Raw genomic sequence first — 18,189 nt, 5'->3', positions numbered from 1 at the left:
GACGGGCGGCCATGACGAACGGCGGCGATCCGTGGGACCGGCGCCTGCCGGTGCCGCGACGGCGCCGCCGACCCGAGGTGTTCGCAGCCTACGGCATCGCCGTCGCTCTACTGGTCGGCGCCGGCGCCTTGGCCGTCTGGCAGCTGCGTCCGCGCCCGGCGACGCCCCCGTCCACCGAGGCCAGGGCGGGCGAGGCGCGGCCGCCGGCGGCGGCGCGCACGAACCTCCAGATGCCGCCGCCGGTGAACCTGGCGATGCCGAAGCTGCCGCCACCAGCGGCGCCAGCGGCCGCGCCGCCAGCGCCGCCGCCGGCCGCGCCGACGCCGCCAGCCGCGGCTGCGCCCGGCGCCGAGGCGTCGACACCGCCGGCTGCGGCTGCGCCCGGCGCCGAGGCGTCGACAGCCGTCACGCCGCCATCAGCCGCCGCGCCGCCATCGTCCATCGCCCCGTCGTCGACTGTCCCCCCCGCGCCGCCAGCGGCGGCCGGCGGCGCGTCGCCACCAACCGGCACGACACCGCCTGCCGCGACGGCGGCGCCGCGGACCACGTGGACGGTGCTCGCCGCCAGCGGCCTGCCGGCGCCGCCGCCCGAGAAGCCGCCGGTGCCGATCCGGTGCCCACCCGTCGACCTTTCCACCCTCGTCGAGACGACGCCGCAGGGCCGCCTGCCCCGCATCGACGCGCATGGTTGCATGCCTTGGCTGGCCCACGCCGCGGTGTTCAACTACCGCGAGACGCGGCCGCGCATCGGCGTGCTGATCCTCGGTCTGGGAAAGGATCCGGCGCTGACGCAGCGCGCCATCGACGGTCTGCCGCCACAGATCACCCTCGGCTTCATGTGGGACGCTCCGTTCCTCGACCGCTGGATCGAGCGCGCGCGCGGCAAGGGCCATGAGGCGTTGATCGTGCTGCCGGCTCAGGCGCCGGAGGGCGCGCAGGACGGTGCGCCGGCGGCGTCGCTGCGCGTCGACGTGTCGGCGGCCGAGAATCAGCGCCGCCTCGCCGCCGCGCTGGCGCGGGGCGGCACCGGCTATGTCGGCGTCGTGCTGCCGCTGCCCGGCCCCGTCAGCGCCGACGACGCCACCCTTCGCCCGATCGTGAAGACGCTGGCCGACCGCGGCCTGATGCTGGTCGAGACGTTCCGCACCGGGCGCGCCGTCTACCAGGCCAGCCGCGACGCCGGACTGCCCTACAGCGCGGACGCCGGCTGGGTCGACCGGCAACCCGGCGCGGCGGAGCTCAAGGCGAACCTCGAGGCGCTCGAGAAATTCACCCGCCAGAACAAGTTCGCGCTGGCGGTGGCGATGGCCCGCAAGGACACCGTCGAGGAGCTGGCGACATGGTCGCGCGAGGTCGAGGCCCGCGGCTTCGCGCTGGCCCCGGTGACGGGCCTGACGGAATGCGTCGACGTCTGCGCCACCCGGGTCGAGAAGGCGTTGGCCGTCGGCGCGCGCTGACGGCGGCGGGGCCGCGATGATCGAATCGGACGCGCCCCCGGAGGGCTACCGCCCCAACGTCGGGATCATGCTGATCGCGCCGGATCGACGCGTCTGGATCGGGCGGCGCGTCGATTCACGCGAGGACGCGTGGCAGATGCCGCAAGGCGGCATCGACGACGGCGAGTCGGCGGTCGAGGCCGCCGCGCGCGAGCTGGAGGAGGAGGTCGGCACCGCCGCCGCCGAGGTTCTGCGCGAGAGCGCGCGCTGGTACGCCTACGACGTGCCGCGGCCGGTGGCCAAGCGGTTGTGGCGCGGCCGCTGGCGTGGCCAGGCGCAGCGCTGGGTGGCGATGCGCTTCCTCGGCGGCGACGAGGACATCGACATCCGCACGCGCCATCCCGAGTTCGCGGCGTGGCGCTGGGCGCGCGGGCGGAGCTGCCGGAGCTGATCGTGCCGTTCAAGCGCGACGTCTACCGCGCCGTGGTCGCGGAGTTCGCCGACCTCGTCGACTGAGCGGGCGCCTCAGGCGCCGGCGCGCGCCAGCCGCGCGGAGCGCCAGCGGAGGAACCACGCGGCGAGCCGCGTCAACAGGGCGTTGAGACGGCCCGTGGCGTTGACGCCGACCGCCTTCAGGATCATCGCCACGCCGCGCTCGACGTGCCGCGGACGGTAGACGGCGTAGGCGCGCCGCGCGTAGGCGCGGCTGTAGGTGCGCCGGTCGTAGACCGCGTCCGCCGGCGCGTTGGCCGCGTAGTAGGCGAAGGCCAGCTCGTCGTCCTCGCTCTCGGCGATGCGGCCGACGCCGACTCGGGCCCGGCCCCAGGCGCCGAGCCGCTCGGTCTCCACGTAGCGCCGCATGTGGGCGTAGAACAGCTTGTAGTGGCGCAATTCGTCGCGCGCGACGCAGTCGCAGATCTGCCTCAGGACCGGCTCGGTCGCGGCGTCCCGCAGGGCGGCGTAGTAGGAGCTGGTGCCGGTCTCGACCATGCAGCGCGCCATCAGCTCGCCGGCGCGCGATCCACGCACCGACGTGCGCGCGTCGAGCGGCAGCTTGTAGCCGTCGGTGAAGCGCCGGAACGCGGCGTCGGGGTCGAACGACGGATCGGCCATCGCCGCCCAGCGTCCCAGCGCCAGCCCGTGCTGGACCTCCTCGCGCGACCACTGGTCGATCACGGCGCGGAACTCCGGGTCGTCGGCGAACACGTTGTTGAGGTAGACGCCGTAGTCGAGGCCGTTGCGCTCGACGAGGGCGGCGGCCTTGACGATGCCCAGGAGGTCGGCGTCGACCTTCGCCGGCTCGAACCGGTCCCAGGCAATGTCGTCGAGCGTCCAGTTCTTCATGGATCCCGCCGCCCTTTGGAACGCCGCCGGTCCGTCCCGGGTTCCGGGCCGCCCGGGGGCGTCATGCGCGAGTCATAAACGGAGAGGGGGCCGGCGCGCAACGCCGGCCCCCTCGATTCCGTGGATCGGGCCGCGGCGTCAGTGGGCCGCCGCGTAGGCGTGCGCCCGCTGAAGCTCGCGCGCGACCGTCGCGGCGCGCTCGGCGGCCGCCTTCTCGCCCGGCGTGGCCGCGTCGGCGACGGCCGCGTCGGCGTCCTTGACGCGCTTGGCGAGACCGTCGGCGGTCACCTCGGCCAGCGGCACGGCCTCCTCGGCCAGAACGGTGCAGCGCTCCGGCGTGACCTCGGCGAAACCGCCGGCGACCATGTAGCGGGCGGAGACCTTGCCGGCGTCGTGCAGCTCGACCACGCCCGGACGGACGGTCGAGACCATCGCGATGTGCCCGGGCATCACGCCGAAATCGCCGTCGCCGCCGGGCACGACCACCATGTCGGCGTCGAGCCGGGCGAGCTCGCGCTCGGGCAGCACCAGTGAGAACGCAACCTTGGCCATCGGGCCCCCTCCCGTCGACGCGCGGTCCGTCAGGCCGCCTCGGCCGCCATCTTCTTGGCCTTCGCGACGGCCTCCTCGATCGTGCCCACCATGTAGAAGGCCGACTCCGGCAGGTCGTCGTAGTCGCCGGCGACGATGCCCTTGAAGCCCTTGATCGTGTCCTCGAGCTTCACGAACACGCCGGGCGTGCCGGTGAACACCTCGGCGACGTGGAACGGCTGGCTGAGGAAGCGCTGGATCTTGCGCGCGCGCGCGACGGTCAGCTTGTCCTCCTCCGACAGCTCGTCCATGCCCAGGATGGCGATGATGTCCTGCAGCGACTTGTACTGCTGCAGCACGCGCTGGACGTCGCGCGCGACCTTGTAGTGCTCGTCGCCGACGACGCGCGGGTCGAGCATGCGCGAGGTCGAGTCGAGGGGATCGACGGCGGGGAAGATCGCCTGCTCGGCGATCGAGCGGCTCAGCACCGTCGTGGCGTCGAGATGGGCGAACGACGTCGCCGGCGCCGGGTCGGTGAGGTCGTCGGCGGGCACGTAGATCGCCTGCACCGAGGTGATCGAGCCCTTCTTGGTCGAGGTGATGCGCTCCTGCAGCGCGCCCATGTCGGTCGACAGCGTCGGCTGGTAGCCGACCGCCGAGGGGATGCGGCCGAGCAGCGCCGACACTTCGGAGCCCGCCTGCGTGAAGCGGAAGATGTTGTCGACGAAGAACAGCACGTCCTGGCCCTCGGCGTCGCGGAAGTACTCCGCCACGGTGAGGCCCGACAGGCCGACGCGCGCGCGCGCGCCCGGCGGCTCGTTCATCTGGCCGTACACCAGCGCCACCTTGGAGCCCGGTCCGTCGAGCTTGATGACGCCCGACTCGATCATCTCGTGGTAGAGGTCGTTGCCCTCGCGGGTGCGCTCGCCGACGCCGGCGAACACCGACACGCCGCCGTGCGCCTTCGCGACGTTGTTGATCAGCTCCATGATCGTGACGGTCTTGCCGACGCCGGCGCCGCCGAACAGGCCGATCTTGCCGCCCTTGGCGTAGGGCGCCAGCAGGTCGATGACCTTGATGCCCGTGACGAGGATCTGCGCCTCGGTCGACTGGTCGACGAACTCGGGCGCGAGGCGGTGGATCGGCAGCGTGCTCTTGTGGCCGACGGGGCCGCGCTCGTCGACCGGCTCGCCGATCACGTTGAGGATGCGGCCCAGAGTCTCCGGGCCGACCGGCATGGCGATCGGGGCGCCCGTGTCGGTCGCCTTCTGGCCGCGCACGAAGCCGTCGGTCGTGTCCATCGCGATGGTGCGGACGGTCGACTCGCCGAGATGCTGCGCGACCTCGAGGACGACCTTGCGGCCGTCCGAGTCGACGTGCAGCGCGTTCATGATCGAGGGCAGCTCGCCGTCGAACTGGACGTCGACGACGGCGCCCATGACCTGCGTGATCCTGCCGATGTTGTTGGCGGCCATGTCGGTAACCCCTTTGTCGGTCGTGCGTTGGTCGCGGGCGGAGGCGCTAGAGGGCCTCGGCGCCCGAGATGATCTCGATGAGTTCCTTGGTGATCGACGCCTGGCGCTGGCGGTTCATCTGCAGCGTCAGCCGCTTGATCATGTCGCCGGCGTTGCGGGTGGCGTTGTCCATCGCCGTCATCTGCGCCCCGAAGAACGAGGCGCTGTTCTCCAGCAGGGCGCGGTAGATCTGGACCGCGAGATTGCGCGGCAGCAGGTCGGCGAGGATCGTCTCCTCGTCGGGCTCGAACTCGTACGAGGCCGACGGCGCGGCCCCGCCGGTCTCGCCGGCCGCCGGCGGGATGATGCGCTGCCGCGTGGTGATCTGGCTGATCGCCGAGCGGAAACGGTTGTAGATCACCGTGGCGACGTCGAACTCGCCGGCCTCGAACAGCTCGAGGATGCGGTCGGCGACCCGGCGCGCGTCGGCGAAACCCAGACGCGGCTTGCCCAGCCCGTCGATCGTGTCGACGATCAGCGACGCGAAGTCGCGGCGCAGCTGGTCGCGGCCCTTCTTGCCGACGCACAGGACCTTGACGGTCTTGCCCTCGGCCTGCAGCGCGCGGATGGCGCGGCGCGCCTCGCGCACGATCGAGCTGTTGAAGCCGCCGCACAGGCCGCGGTCGGCGGTCGCCACGACCAGGAGCTGCACCTTGTCCGAGCCGGTGCCCGCCAGCAGCCGCGGCGCGCCCGCCTTGCCGGCCATGCCGGCGCCCAGCGACGCCATCATCCCGTCCATAGCCTGCGCGTAGGGACGGCCGGCCTGGGCCGCCTCCTGCGCGCGGCGCAGCTTGGCGGCGGCGACCATCTTCATCGCCTTCGTGATCTTCTGCGTCGACTGGACGCTTCGGACCCGCATTCGGAACTGTTTGAGGCTCGGCATCGGCGCTTCAGCCCGTGAGGTCGCGGTGTCTGGGGTGGGCCGGCGTCGGCGCCGGCCCGTTCGGTCAGGCGAACTTCTTCACGAAGTCGTCGAAGAAGGCCTTGAGAGCGGCCTCGTTGTCCTTGGTCAGCTCGCGCGCCGAGCGGATGCCGTCGAGCACGCCGTTGCCCGAGGCGCGCAGCGCCTCGAGGGCGCGCCGCTCGAACTCGCCGATCCTGGCCACCGGCAGGCTGTCGAGGTAGCCGCGGGTGCCGGCGTAGATCGACATCACCTGCTCCTCGACCGGCATCGGCTGGAACTGGCCCTGCTTGAGCAGCTCGGTCAGGCGCTGGCCGCGCGCCAGCAGACGCTGCGTCGAGGCATCGAGGTCCGACGCGAACTGCGCGAAGGCCGCCATCTCGCGGTACTGCGCGAGCTCGAGCTTGATCGAGCCGCGACCTGCTTCATCGCCTTGATCTGCGCGGCCGAACCGACGCGGCTGACCGATAGGCCGACGTTGATGGCGGGGCGGATGCCCTGGTAGAACAGACCGGTCTCGAGGAAGATCTGGCCGTCGGTGATCGAGATCACGTTGGTCGGGATGTAGGCCGACACGTCGCCGGCCTGCGTCTCGATGATCGGCAGCGCCGTCAGCGAGCCCGAGCCGTTCTTCTCGTTGAGCTTCGCGGCCCGCTCGAGCAGGCGCGAGTGGAGATAGAACACGTCGCCGGGATACGCCTCGCGGCCCGGCGGGCGGCGCAGCAGCAGCGACATCTGGCGGTACGACACGGCCTGCTTGGAGAGATCGTCGTACACGATCACGGCGTGCATGCCGTTGTCGCGGAAATACTCGCCCATCGCGCAGCCCGTGTAGGGCGCGAGGAACTGCAGCGGCGCCGGATCGGACGCGGTGGCGGCGACGACGATGGAGTACTCCATCGCGCCGGCGTCCTCGAGCGTCTTGACGATCTGGGCCACGGTCGAGCGCTTCTGGCCGATCGCGACGTAGACGCAGTAGAGTTTCTTCGACTCGTCGCCGCCGGCGTTGATCGACTTCTGGTTGATGAAGGTGTCGATCGCCACGGCGGTCTTGCCGGTCTGGCGGTCGCCGATGATCAGCTCGCGCTGCCCTCGGCCGACCGGCACCAGCGCGTCGATCGCCTTGAGGCCGGTCTGCATCGGCTCGCTGACCGACTTGCGCGGGATGATGCCCGGCGCCTTGACCTCGACCAGGCGGCGCTCGGTGGTGGCGATCGGACCCTTGCCGTCGATCGGGTTGCCGAGGCCGTCGACCACGCGGCCCAGAAGGGCCTTGCCGACCGGCACGTCGACGATGGTGCCGGTGCGCTTGACGACGCCGCCCTCGCTGATGCGGCGGTCGTCGCCGAAGATCACGACGCCGACGTTGTCGTTCTCGAGGTTCAGCGCCATCCCCTTGGTGCCGTCCTGGAACTCGACCATCTCGCCGGCCTTGACGTTGTCGAGGCCGTGGACGCGCGCGATACCGTCGCCGACCGACAGGACGCTGCCGACCTCCGCGACCTCGGCCGCCGAGTCGAAGTCCTCGATCTGCTTCTTGAGGATGGCCGAGATCTCGGCCGCGCGGATATCCATCACCCGACTCCCTTCATGGCGAGCTGCAGCCTGAGCAGCTTGGTGCGTACAGACGAATCGAACATGCGCGAGCCGACCCGGACGACGAGACCGCCGAGCAGGTCGGCGTCGACGCGCGCGTCGACGGTCACCTTGTTGCCGACCAGACGGCGCAGCGTCTCGGACAGCGCGTCGAGCTGGGCCTGGGTCAGCGGCGCGGCCGACACGACCTGGGCCGTGGTCTCGCCGCGACGGCGCGCCAGCTCGGCCAGATAGGCCGTGATCATCGCCGGCAGGTCGCGCAGGCGGCCATTACGGCAGATCGTGCCGATGAACTTCCGGGTCAGGTCGGCCGAGCCGGCGGCCGCCAGGATGGCCGCCATCGCCTTGCCTTGCTTGGCGCGGCCGATCACCGGGCTGTCGACCAGGCGGCGCAGATCGGCGCTCTCGGCCATCATACGGCGCAGCGCGGACAAATCTCCGGCGACGGCATCGAGTTGTTTCTGGGCGTCGGCGAGCTCCAGCAGCGCGCTCGCGTATCGTCCCGCCAGACCGGCCGGACCGGATGCTTCGTTCGCCACGGCGAAATTTCCCCGGAGGCTCGTGGTTCGAGGGGTCGGAACCCCTTGGAATTACGTACGTTGTTGCAACAGACGGACACAGGGTCGGCATCGCCCCCGCAAAGCGCGGCCGCTTGCTAGCACACGGTTTCCGGCGTTGCAAGAAAGCGCGCCCGTATAGGCCCGCGGCGCGGCGCGGCGTCCGTCGGCGCGGTTGAAACGACAGCGCGCCGCGACGGCGCGGCGGACGCCGGGCACGCGAACGCGTGACCCGGTCGATCGGCGGATTCGCCCCGTCGGTCGGGTGCATCGCCGCCCCCGCGCCGGAGTCGGCGGCGGGACGCACGCGATCACGCCACCGTAATCTGTTGATTCGACTAAATTTCTGCCCGATAAGATCGACCCTATGCCGCTGCGACCGGATCATCGCCTCCGCAAGACGCTGGCGCGAGTCGACAACGCGCTCGTGCGGCGGTTCGGACGTCCGTACTTCGAACTCACCCGCGACATCACGATTTTCGATCGCGCGGACTATCTGACGCACTACGTCGCGACCGCGCCGCAGCCGAAGATCTCGATCCTCGATGTAGGCTGCGGCAGCTCGACGGCGTTCTTCAATTTTCGTCAGCTTCCCGACAGGATCGCATCCTACGTTGGCATAGATCATCAGGTAGAACGCGCGCAACGCCGGTTCGCCGCGTTGCCGTTCGCACGCGCGTTCCATGAACTCGATCTCGACGGCGATTGGGGTTTCGGGCCCTTCGATCTGGTCGCATGCCTCGAGGTGCTCGAGCATCTGGTCGACGACCGCCGCTTGTTCTCGAAGCTGTGCGACCACGTCGCCCCGGGCGGCAGGCTGCTGGTGTCGACGCCGAGCGCGCCGTTCGTCACACGCATGGCGCGGGAAATTCCCGGCTTCGACAACGTCTCGCCGACGCAGGACGGCGACCACGTCCGCATCGGCTACACGCTGGCCGACTTCCAAGCGCTGGCCGACGCCAACGGCATGGAGATCCTGTCGGTCGACTGGCTGTCGCGTTTCGACGTCGCGACGATGCGCCGCCTCCATCCGATGCTCGGATTGACGCGCCGCATGCTGTTCAACCTGCGCTACCGGCGCGCCGATCCCGCCGACGCGCGCGTGATCGGCGGCGATCCCGCGACCCACGCCGAGACCTATTGGAGCATCGGCGTCTACATGAAGCGCCGCGACTGACGCGCGCGCGTCGCGCCGCCGCGCCGACGTCACATGAAGGAATACGGATCGACGTCGACCTGCACGCGGATCGACGCCGGCACGGGCGCGGCGGCCAGCCAGTCGGCGACGACGGCGCGCACGTCGACGCCGCGGCCGGCGCGCAGCAGCAGGCGGCGGCGGAAGCGCCCGCGCAGCAGCGACAGCGGGGCCGGCGCCGGCCCGAGCACGCGCACGTCGTCGAACGCCGGCGCGGCGCGGCCCAGCGTCCGCGCCGCGGCGTCCGTGGCGGCCTCGTCGGCGCCCGACACTATCAACGCGACCAGCCGGCCGAAGGGCGGCCAGCCGGCGCGCTCGCGCTCCGCCAGCTCGGCGGCGACGAAGCGGTCGCGGTCGCCGCTGGCGAGCGCCCGCATCACGGGATGCTCCGGCATGTGCGTCTGAAGCAGCGCGCGGCCGGGACGCTCCTCGCGCCCGGCACGGCCGGCGACCTGGTAGAGGAGCTGGAACGTGCGCTCCGCCGCCCGCAGATCGCCACCCGCGAGGCCGAGATCGGCGTCGACCACCGCCACCAGCGTGAGCTGCGGGAAGTGGTAACCCTTGGCCGCCATCTGCGTGCCGATGATCAGGTCGACCTCTCCCGCCGCGATGCGCTCCACCAGAGACTGCGCCGCACGCCGCGTCGAAACCGTGTCGCTGGCGAAGATCTCGACCCGCTTATCCGGGAACGACACCAGGCATTCCTCGGCGAGGCGCTCGACGCCGGGGCCGCACGGCACGAACGAGTCCTTCGCCTCGCACCGCGGGCAGGCGCTGGGCAGCGGCGCGCCGTGGCCGCAATGATGACACACCAGCCGGCCGCGGAAGCGGTGCTCGACCAGCCACGCCGCGCAGTTCGGGCATTGCAGGCGGTGGCCGCAGGCGCGGCACAGCGTCAGCGGCGCGTACCCGCGGCGGTTCAGGAAGAGCAGCGCCTGCTCGCCGCGCTCCAGCGTCTCGCGCACGGCGGCCTCGACCGGCGGCGCCAGCCAGCGGCCGCGCGGCGGCGGATGGCGGCGCAGATCGACCACGCCGATCTCGGGCATGCGCGCGCCGCCGTGCCGGTCGGGCAGGCGCAGCGCGCCGTAGCGGCCGTCGCGCGCGTTGGCGACGGTCTCGAGCGACGGCGTCGCCGACGCGAGCGCGACCGGCGCGTCCTCGAGGCGCGCGCGCACCACGGCCATGTCGCGCGCGTTGTAGAGGACGCCATCCTCCTGCTTGGAAGGCGCCGTCGCCCTCGTCGACGACGATCAGGCCGAGATCGGCGAACGGCAGGAACAGCGCCGAGCGCGCGCCCACCACCACCCGGGCGCGGTTGCCGGCGACGTCGCGCCAGTTGCGCCGGCGCTCGGCCGGCGACAGCTCGGAGTGCCACTCGACCGGCGGCGCGCCGAAGCGCCGCGCGAAGCGCCCCAGCCACTGCGTCGACAGCGCGATTTCCGGCAGCATCACGAGCGCCTGGCGCCCGGCGCGCAGCGCTGCGGCGACGGCCTCGAAGTAGACCTCGGTCTTGCCGGCGCCCGGCACGCCGTCGAGCAGCGTCGCCGAGAACCGCCGCGCCTCGACCTTGGCGACGAGGTCGGCGGCGGCGGCGGCCTGCTCGACCGACAGAGTCGGCCCGGCGTGATCGGCGTCCGGCGCCGCGACCGCGGCGTGCGCCACGTCGCGCTCGAGCGCCTCGAGCCATCCCGCCGCCAGCAGCGCCTTCACGACGCCGGCGCCGACCCCGGCGGCGCGCGCGATCTCCGATGGCGGCGACGGCGGCATGCCGCGCAGGATCTCGACCACGCGGCGCCGCGCCGGAGTCGCCGGCGACTCGCCGGCCATCATCAGCACGTCGACATCGTCGACCAGACGGAAGACGGTCTCGCGCTTGGGCGCCTCCAGCGCCTCGGGCACGCTCATCGCCATGCGCAACACCGCGCCCGGCGGCGTCAGCGTGTAGGACGCGACCCAGTCGATGAACCTGCGCATCGCCGCGGACATCGGCGCCGCCGGCAGGACCCGCGCCACGTCGCGCAGCCGCGCCTCGGCGACATCGCCGCGCGCCGGTCCCCACGCGACGCCGACCAGCGCGCGCGGTCCCAGCGGCACCACGACGAAGTCGCCGGGCGCGACGGCCATATGGTCCGGCACGCGGTAGTCGTAGGCCTCGCCCAGCGGCAGCGGCAGCAGCACCGCGACGTTATCCACACGCGCGCACGGGGCGGCGCCCGCCCCGGCGCCGTCGCCTTGCCCGGTGGGGGGCCATTCGTTAGAAGAAGCGGCGCGGCGCGGCGCGGTCATGCGCGCACCATAGTCGGCGGCGCGCGGCGGGGAAACGGTGGACGGACCATGAAGTTTTTCGTCGACACGGCTGACGTCTCCGAAATCCGCGAGCTCGCCGCAAGCGGCCTGCTCGACGGCGTCACGACCAATCCCTCGCTGATCGCGAAATCGGGCCGGCCGATGATCGAGGTGATCCGCGAGATCGCCGACATCGTGCCCGGCCCGGTCAGCGCCGAGGTCACCGCCACCGACCACGCCACGATGATGAAGGAGGCCGCCAAGCTCCACGCCATCGGCAAGGCGCGCAACGACAACATATGCATCAAGGTGCCGCTGACGCCGGACGGGCTGCGCACCTGCAAGGCGCTGTCGTCGGAGGGCATCGCCGTCAACGTGACGCTGTGCTTCTCGCCGGCGCAGGCGATCCTCGCCGCCAAGGCCGGCGCGTCTTTCGTGTCGCCGTTCGTCGGCCGGCTCGACGACATCGGCCACGACGGCATGGCGCTGATCGCCGAGATCATGACGATCTACCGGCAGTATCCCGCCACCTTCAAGACCGAGGTGCTGGTCGCCTCGGTGCGCCACCCGCAGCACGTCGTGGCGGCGGCCAAGCTCGGCGCCCATGTCGTCACCGTGCCGCCGAACATCCTCAAGCAGCTCTTCAAGCACGTCCTGACCGACAACGGGCTCAAGGCCTTCCTCGACGACTGGGCCAAGACGGGCCAGTCGATCCTCTGAACGCGGAGTCAAGAGCGATGCCGGCCGATCGCGGCGCAGCCCGCGGCAAGGACGAGATCACGGCGGCCGACGTGCTCGCCTATCTCCGCGCGCATCCCGAGTTCCTGATCGAGAACGCCGGCAAGATCGACCCGCCGGCCCGCCAGAGCGGCGCCGGCGTGATCGACATGCAGACGGCGATGGTGCGCCGGCTGCGCGGCGAGATCGACAAGCTGCGCGCCACCCACCACGAGCTGGTCAGCGCCGGCCGCGCCAACCAGATAACCCAGAACCGCATCCACGTGGCGGTACTGAGCATCATCCAGGCGACCAGCTTCGAGAAGCTGATCCACGTCGTCACCCACGAGCTGCCGGGCCTGCTCGACGTCGATTTCATCGCGCTGGCGATCGAGGGCGCCGAGGACGCGCCGCGCCGGGTGCCGGTGCGCGGCGTCTACGTGCTGGCGCCGGGCGCCATCGACGCGGCGCTCGGTCCGGGCGAGAGCGCGCGGCTGCGCGGCGACATCGTCGGCGAGGAGGCGTTCTTCGGCCCCGTGGCGCGGCACGTCCGCGCCGACGTGCTGGTGCGCCTGAAGGTCTCCAGCGGCTCGCCCGACGGCGTGCTGTCGTTCGGCGCCCGCGACCCCGAGACGTTCGGCCCGAACCAGTCGACCGAGTTGCTGTTCTTCCTCACCCGCGTGCTCGAGAACACGATCCGCGCCTGGCTCGACCTGCCGGAGTGACGCGCCGGGCGCCGGCGTCCGCCCCCTCGCGCGGCCGGCGCGATGGCGTCATCATGCCGGCCGACCATGGCGCGTAAGCACCAGCCGCCTCCCCCTCCCGCGCGACCGCCGCTGGCCGCGCCGCCCGACGTCGTCGACGCCGTCGACGGCTGGACGACGTGGTTGGCGACCGAGCGGCGCGCCTCGGCGCGCACGATCACGGCCTACCGCCGCGACGTGGCGGAGTTCCTCGCCTTCACCGCCGAGCACCGCGGCGGACCGGCCGACCTAGGCGCCCTGGCCGCGCTGCGCGCCGGCGATTTCCGCGCGTGGCTGGCGAAGCGGGCGCGCGGCGGCATGGCGCGCACCTCGACGGCGCGCGCGCTGTCCTCGGTGCGCGGCTTCTTCCGCTTCCTCGACCGCCGCGGGCTGGCGGCCAACGCCGTCGTCGGTCTGGTGCGCACGCCGAAGCTGCCCCGCGCCGTCCCCAAGGCGCTGACCGAGCGCGACGCGCGCGATCTGCTGACCGAGTCCGACGCCGACCAGGCCGTCGAATGGATCGCGCGCCGCGACCGCGCCGTGTTGACGCTCCTCTACGGCGCCGGCATGCGCATCGCCGAGGCGCTATCGCTGACGCGCGCGACCGTCGAGGAGCTGCTGCGCGCGCGGGCCACCACCGTCGTCATCCGCGGCAAGGGCGGCAAGCAGCGGCTGGTGCCGCTGCTGCCGGCCGTGCTCGCGGCGCTCGCCGCCTACCGCGCCGCGTGTCCTTATCTGCCGGCGGCGGCGCCGGGCGACCGATTCTTCATCGGCGCGCGCGGCGGGCCGCTCGATCCCGGCATCGTGCAGCGCGCGGTGCGCCGCGTCCGTCTCGAGCTCGGCCTGCCGGCCTCGACCACGCCGCACGCGCTGCGCCATTCCTTCGCCACGCATCTGCTCGGCCGTGGCGGCGATCTGCGCACCATCCAGGAACTGCTCGGCCACGCCTCGCTGTCGACGACGCAGCGCTACACCGACGTCGACGCCGCGCGGCTCGCGGCCGTGTACCGCGCCGCCCATCCGCGCGCCAAGGCGCAGGGCTGACGCGGCCGCCCGCCCCGCCGTCGGCGCGGCGCTACGGTCCGCGAAGCTCGCGGGCGAGGAAGAGGTCGACGTCGACCACGAAGCGCGCGTAGGCGTCCGGATCGTGGCCGTAGTGCGCGCCGCAGCAGCCGCCGGGTTTCGAGCGGTTGCCGGCGGCGGCGAGATACCGCACCGGCAGCCCGACGGCGTCGAAGCTGTGGTAGGCGCCGGGATAGATCTTGGTCTCGATCCGGCCGCGGCCGTCGCCGATCCGCGCGAGCAACGCCTCGCACTGCGCCACCGGCGTCCAGTCGTCGCGCTCCGCCATCGCCATCAGCACCGGCTGCCGCGCGACGAGAGCGCCGGAGTCGGGGTGCGGTAGCGCGCAATCCGGATAGACGGCGATCACCGCGCGCGCCAGCGGCGCCGCCGGCGGCCGCGCGGCCGACGTGGCGCCGCGCGCCGGTTCCAGCGCGCGCATCAACGCCACCCCGCCGCCGTAGGAATAGCCCATCACGGCGACCCGGTCGGCGGCGACGAAGGGCTGCGCGCGAAGCCAGGCGACGGCGGCGACGGGGTCGCGCGCGCGTTCGGCGGCTTGTGCGAGAGTAGGCCAGTTGCGCGTGCAGGCGTCGCGGATGCCGCGGGCGCCGAAGCTGTCGACCAGCAACGCGACGTAGCCGCGGGCGGCCAGACGCTGCGCCATGCGCGTGACGTTGACGCCGACGCCGCCGCAGCCGTGCAGGATCGCGACCGCCGGCGCCGGGCCGGGCGCGCCGGCGGGACGGAACAAGGTCGCGGCGAGCGTCAGCGGCGCGCCGCCGTCGACGACCGGCACGCGCACCTGCTGCTGCGCGGCCGCCGGAACCGCGACGACGGCCGCGACCGCCAGGAGGATCGCTGCCAGCGCGCGGCGCGGCCGCGCCGTCATCGCGCGCCGCCGAGATGCTGCGCGAGGAACGCGGCGACACGCGCGCGCGCGTCGAGGTAGGACGCCTCGTGGTAGCCGATCCAGGCGCCGCAGCATCCGCCGGGCTTGGTGCGGTTGGAGACCTCAGGCCGGTAGCGCGGAGCGACGCCGACGCTGTCGAAGGCGTGCAACGCGTCGGGATAGGTGCGCAGCTCAAGCGGCGCGCCGCCGATCCGCGGCAGCAGGTCGCGGCAGCGCTCCGCCGGCGTCCAGTCGTCCTTCTCGCCGATCAGGACCAGGGTCGGGCGCAGGACCTCGAAGCGCTTGTCGGTCCGGCCGCGCAGCGAGCAATCGGGATAGAACGCGATGGCGGCGGCGAATCCCGGCGCCGGCAGCGGCCGGCCGCCGTCCTCGCGCAGCGCCGCGAACAGGGTCGCGGCGGCGCCATGCGACTGGCCGAGCACGGCGACCCGGTCGGGCCGCACGAACGGACGCGCCTTGAGCCAGTCGACGGCGCCGGCGATGTCGCGGGCGCGATCGCGCGCCTCGACCGGACGGGAACCCCGGGTGCACACCTCCTTGACGCCGCGGCCGCCGAAGCTGTCGATCATCATCGCGACGTAGCCCAGCTCGTTGAGCACTTTCGGCCAGCGACGCGTGGCGTTGCCGACGCCGGAGCATCCGTGCACCAGCACCACCGCGGGCCGCGGCGCATCGCCGGGCGGCCGGAAGACCTTCGCCGTCAGGGTCAGCGTGTCGCCGCCGGCCAGCGCGACCGGAAACGACACGCTTTCCTGCGCCCGCGCCGTGCCGGTGAGCGATAGCAGCGCGAGCGCCGCGAACACGGCGCTACGCATGGCCGGGACCTGCGCGCCGCGACCACCACAGCGCCAGCGGACCGAGCGAGATGCCGGCCGCCAGCACGCAGAACGCCGCCAGCCAGCCCGATCCGCTGGCCGCGCCGCCGGCGCCGTCGAGCGCCACGCCGACCGCGTAGGCGGCGCCCGCCGAGGTCGCGAACCCGACGGTCGAGTGCACCGCCATGGTGGCGCCCTTGAAATCGGGCGCGGCGGCGCCGACCATGCCCGAGGTCAGAGAACCGGAATCGGCGGGAACGGTGACGCCGTAGAGCACCAACAACGCCAGGATCGCCCAGACCGGCGCGACACCCGCCGCCAGCCCGATCGCGACGGCGACGCCGGCCGACGCGACCTGGATCGTGCCGATGGCGCGGTGGCGGCCGAAGCGCAGCGCCGCCTCGTTGCCCAGCAGGCTGGCGGGCAGCGACAGCACCGTGACCAGCAGCGCCAGCCACTTGGCGTCGAGCGGCGCGCCGGATCCCTCGCGCGCGACGACGTAGATCCAGAACGGCACCAGCCACGCCCGCATGCCGTACAGCTCGAAGCAATGCGCGCCGTAGCCGAGGATGTAGCCGAGCGCCGGGCGGTTGCGCAGCACCGGGCGGAAATCGAGCAGGTTGGCGGCCTTCGCCGCCGGCGTCGGCCGCTTCGGCCCCATCGCGGCGGCGACCGCCAGCATGACCAACGGTCCGGCGCCGGTCGCGAGGAAAGCGGCGCGCCAGCCCCAGCGGTCGGCCACCACCTGCGCCACGAGGAACGACAGGCCGACGCCGATCGAGAAGCTCGCGGTGTAGACCGTGACGCTACGCGAGGAGTCCGGCCCCTCGAGCCGGTCGGTGAGCGCGCGCAGGCCGGGCATGTAGGCGCCGGCGAATCCGGCGCCGGCCAGCGCCCACAGCGCCAGCGCCGACCAGAATCCCTGCGCCAGCAGGCCGAAGGCGATCGTGGCCAGCGCGCTGGCGGCCGAGCCGACGGCGAGGATGCGGCGGGCGTCGATCCGGTCCGTCAGCGCCGTCAGCACCGGGACCGCCAACGTGTAGCCCAGCATGTAGCCACCCGCGATGGCGCCGGCCTCGGCGTTGTCGAGGCCCCACGGTCCCATCAGATGGACCGCCATCACGGCCGGAAAGGTCACGTGCGGCAGCAAGCCGCCGACCTGCCCGACGGCCATCGCGAGGACGAGAGGGCGGCCGGTCAGCGCCATGGCGCGCGACGGCGCCGCGGCGCCGGCGGACGGGGTGGAGGGACGAATTCGGCGATCTGGCGCATGCGCTTGGTCGGCCGCAGCATGCCGTCGGACGCGGCCGTGAATCAACCGGCGATCAGCGGCCCCAGCGCAGCATCGGAAGCCATCCGATCATGCCCGCGACCGCCGCCGTGGCGAACGCCATGCTCCAGTCCATCGTGCTCTCGCGTCCGACCGTGTCGAGCATGGCGCCGAACGCCAGCGGCCCGAGGAACCCGCCGCAGAAGCCGAGGAAGGTGTGCAGACCCATCGCCGCGCCGGCGCGTCCTTCCGGCGCGTTGGCGACGAGGCCTGCGGTCAGGACCGGCGAGTCGACGTAGATCAACATCATGACGACCATCACGAACATCGCGGCCGCCGGATAGCCGAAATCCGCCACCCATGGAAACGCCAGGATGGCGCCGCACGAAGCGACCATCGCCGTCAGGATAACCTTGCGGCGGCCGAAACTGGCGGCCAGTCCACCACCGATCAACGACGCGGGAATGCCGGCGAAGGCCGCCAGCGTCGCGATCTCGGTGGGCCGCGGCCAGCCGCTCGTGCCGGCGGCGCGGTCGGAGACGTACATCAGGAACGCGACGGTCCATGAGACGATCGCGAACATCTCCCAGGTGTGGCCGCACTGTCCGACGACGTAGGCCATCGCCGGCCGATGGCGCAGCACCGGCCGGAAATCGAACACTTCGCGCAGCGTCGGCGGCTGCGCGGGCGCGGCCCGCCGGCGCGGCAGGTAGAAGATGTTGAGCGCGAACGCCACCGTGGCCAGCGCGGCGACGATGCCGAACGAGCCGCGCCACCCCAGCGGGGGCGCCAACTGCCCTGCGATCAGGATCGACAGCGCGACGCCGGTGCTGAACGCCACGAGGTACCAGGTCGTGGCGCGCGCCTTCATCGCCGGATCGTCGATCTGGTCGGTCAGGGCGCGTAGGCCCGGCATGTAGGTGGCCGCGAAGCCGGTGCCGTAGAGGCTGCGGATGATCAGCGCGCTCCAGAAGCCGTCGGCGACGAAGGCGAACAGATAGCTGGTGGCCACGACGACGCCGAGGCCGCAGAGGACCACGCGGCGCGCGTCGAACCGGTCCGTCAGCGCCGACAGGACGGGCACGGTCAGCATGAATCCGAAATACTGGCAGCCGGCCACGAGACCCGCCTGCGTGTTCGACAGACCCCATTCGATCTGGAACATCGGCAGCAGCGTCGTGAAGCCGTTGGCCCCGAGCATCGATAATGTCTGGGCGAAGCAAACAATACCGATAAGAACTTGAATATTCATTGTATTAACAACTATAGCGTGAACTTGCGATGATGTGAACCGCCGTTCGCGGAAGCG

General features: G+C 72.4%; 14 protein-coding genes and 3 pseudogenes. 6 read left to right on the top strand and 11 right to left on the bottom strand.

Features of this window, described 5'->3' with window-relative positions; translation table 11 throughout:
• Nucleotides 1–11 precede the first annotated feature (11 nt).
• Complete coding sequence (locus IPK81_15180; GenBank protein QQS10957.1) at nucleotides 12–1,457, top strand: divergent polysaccharide deacetylase family protein; 1,446 nt, start codon at nucleotides 12–14, stop codon at nucleotides 1,455–1,457.
• A 16-nt stretch (nucleotides 1,458–1,473) separates the two neighbouring features.
• A pseudogene (locus tag IPK81_15175) lies at nucleotides 1,474–1,952 on the top strand (RNA pyrophosphohydrolase).
• Nucleotides 1,953–1,961: 9 nt separating this feature from the next.
• Here IPK81_15175 and IPK81_15170 read toward each other — a convergent pair.
• The 6 genes and pseudogenes from IPK81_15170 to IPK81_15145 all read right to left on the bottom strand — a co-directional run bounded on the left by IPK81_15170 (nucleotide 1,962) and on the right by IPK81_15145 (nucleotide 7,861).
• On the bottom strand, nucleotides 1,962–2,780 hold the full coding sequence (locus IPK81_15170) for a ferritin-like domain-containing protein (GenBank protein QQS10956.1): 819 nt from the start codon (nucleotides 2,778–2,780) through the stop codon (nucleotides 1,962–1,964).
• Nucleotides 2,781–2,918: 138 nt separating this feature from the next.
• On the bottom strand, nucleotides 2,919–3,332 hold the full coding sequence (gene atpC / locus IPK81_15165) for an ATP synthase F1 subunit epsilon (protein ID QQS10955.1): 414 nt from the start codon (nucleotides 3,330–3,332) through the stop codon (nucleotides 2,919–2,921).
• Nucleotides 3,333–3,361: 29 nt separating this feature from the next.
• On the bottom strand, nucleotides 3,362–4,786 hold the full coding sequence (gene atpD / locus IPK81_15160; protein ID QQS10954.1) for a F0F1 ATP synthase subunit beta: 1,425 nt from the start codon (nucleotides 4,784–4,786) through the stop codon (nucleotides 3,362–3,364).
• Nucleotides 4,787–4,832: 46 nt separating this feature from the next.
• A complete protein-coding gene (locus IPK81_15155) occupies nucleotides 4,833–5,708 on the bottom strand; it encodes a F0F1 ATP synthase subunit gamma (GenBank protein QQS10953.1) in 876 nt (291 codons plus the stop codon).
• Between the two features lie 64 nt (nucleotides 5,709–5,772).
• Nucleotides 5,773–7,301, bottom strand: a pseudogene (locus tag IPK81_15150) (F0F1 ATP synthase subunit alpha).
• Entirely contained in the window at nucleotides 7,301–7,861 is a 561-nt protein-coding gene (locus IPK81_15145; protein QQS10952.1) for a F0F1 ATP synthase subunit delta, read from the bottom strand. The pseudogene IPK81_15150 and the gene IPK81_15145 overlap by 1 nt, the downstream one beginning before the upstream one ends.
• A gap of 385 nt (nucleotides 7,862–8,246) precedes the next feature.
• Between IPK81_15145 and IPK81_15140 the strand changes: the two genes are divergently transcribed.
• Nucleotides 8,247–9,056, top strand: coding sequence for a class I SAM-dependent methyltransferase (locus tag IPK81_15140; protein QQS10951.1), 810 nt, complete (start codon nucleotides 8,247–8,249; stop codon nucleotides 9,054–9,056).
• 29 nt (nucleotides 9,057–9,085) lie between these two features.
• On the opposite strand, the pseudogene IPK81_15135 reads toward IPK81_15140, so the two are convergent.
• Nucleotides 9,086–11,360, bottom strand: a pseudogene (locus IPK81_15135) (primosomal protein N').
• A 48-nt stretch (nucleotides 11,361–11,408) separates the two neighbouring features.
• Here IPK81_15135 and fsa point away from each other — a divergent pair.
• The 3 genes from fsa to IPK81_15120 all read left to right on the top strand — a co-directional run bounded on the left by fsa (nucleotide 11,409) and on the right by IPK81_15120 (nucleotide 13,864).
• A complete protein-coding gene (gene fsa, locus IPK81_15130; GenBank protein QQS10950.1) occupies nucleotides 11,409–12,080 on the top strand; it encodes a fructose-6-phosphate aldolase in 672 nt (223 codons plus the stop codon).
• Nucleotides 12,081–12,097: 17 nt separating this feature from the next.
• Complete coding sequence (locus IPK81_15125) at nucleotides 12,098–12,802, top strand: DUF484 family protein (protein QQS10949.1); 705 nt, start codon at nucleotides 12,098–12,100, stop codon at nucleotides 12,800–12,802.
• Nucleotides 12,803–12,868: 66 nt separating this feature from the next.
• Entirely contained in the window at nucleotides 12,869–13,864 is a 996-nt protein-coding gene (locus IPK81_15120; GenBank protein ID QQS10948.1) for a tyrosine recombinase XerC, read from the top strand.
• A 31-nt stretch (nucleotides 13,865–13,895) separates the two neighbouring features.
• Here the strand turns inward: IPK81_15120 and IPK81_15115 are convergent, their stop codons facing one another.
• The 4 genes from IPK81_15115 to IPK81_15100 form a co-directional block, all read right to left on the bottom strand.
• The gene (locus tag IPK81_15115) at nucleotides 13,896–14,774 is read right to left on the bottom strand and encodes a dienelactone hydrolase family protein (protein ID QQS10947.1); all 879 of its coding nucleotides are present in this window, start codon (nucleotides 14,772–14,774) and stop codon (nucleotides 13,896–13,898) included.
• A complete protein-coding gene (locus IPK81_15110) occupies nucleotides 14,771–15,610 on the bottom strand; it encodes a dienelactone hydrolase family protein (protein QQS10946.1) in 840 nt (279 codons plus the stop codon). Before IPK81_15110 ends, IPK81_15115 begins: the two co-directional genes overlap by 4 nt.
• On the bottom strand, nucleotides 15,603–16,784 hold the full coding sequence (locus tag IPK81_15105) for an MFS transporter (protein ID QQS15128.1): 1,182 nt from the start codon (nucleotides 16,782–16,784) through the stop codon (nucleotides 15,603–15,605). The genes IPK81_15110 and IPK81_15105 overlap by 8 nt, the downstream gene beginning before the upstream one ends.
• Before the next feature lie 151 nt (nucleotides 16,785–16,935).
• Entirely contained in the window at nucleotides 16,936–18,081 is a 1,146-nt protein-coding gene (locus IPK81_15100) for an MFS transporter (protein QQS10945.1), read from the bottom strand.
• Nucleotides 18,082–18,189 lie beyond the last annotated feature (108 nt).

This window comes from Rhodospirillales bacterium, from assembly GCA_016699855.1.
In the GTDB taxonomy this organism is placed as follows: domain Bacteria; phylum Pseudomonadota; class Alphaproteobacteria; order Reyranellales; family Reyranellaceae.
Note: the sequence above shows the minus strand (reverse complement) of the source record. Positions and strands in the feature narration are given on the sequence as shown.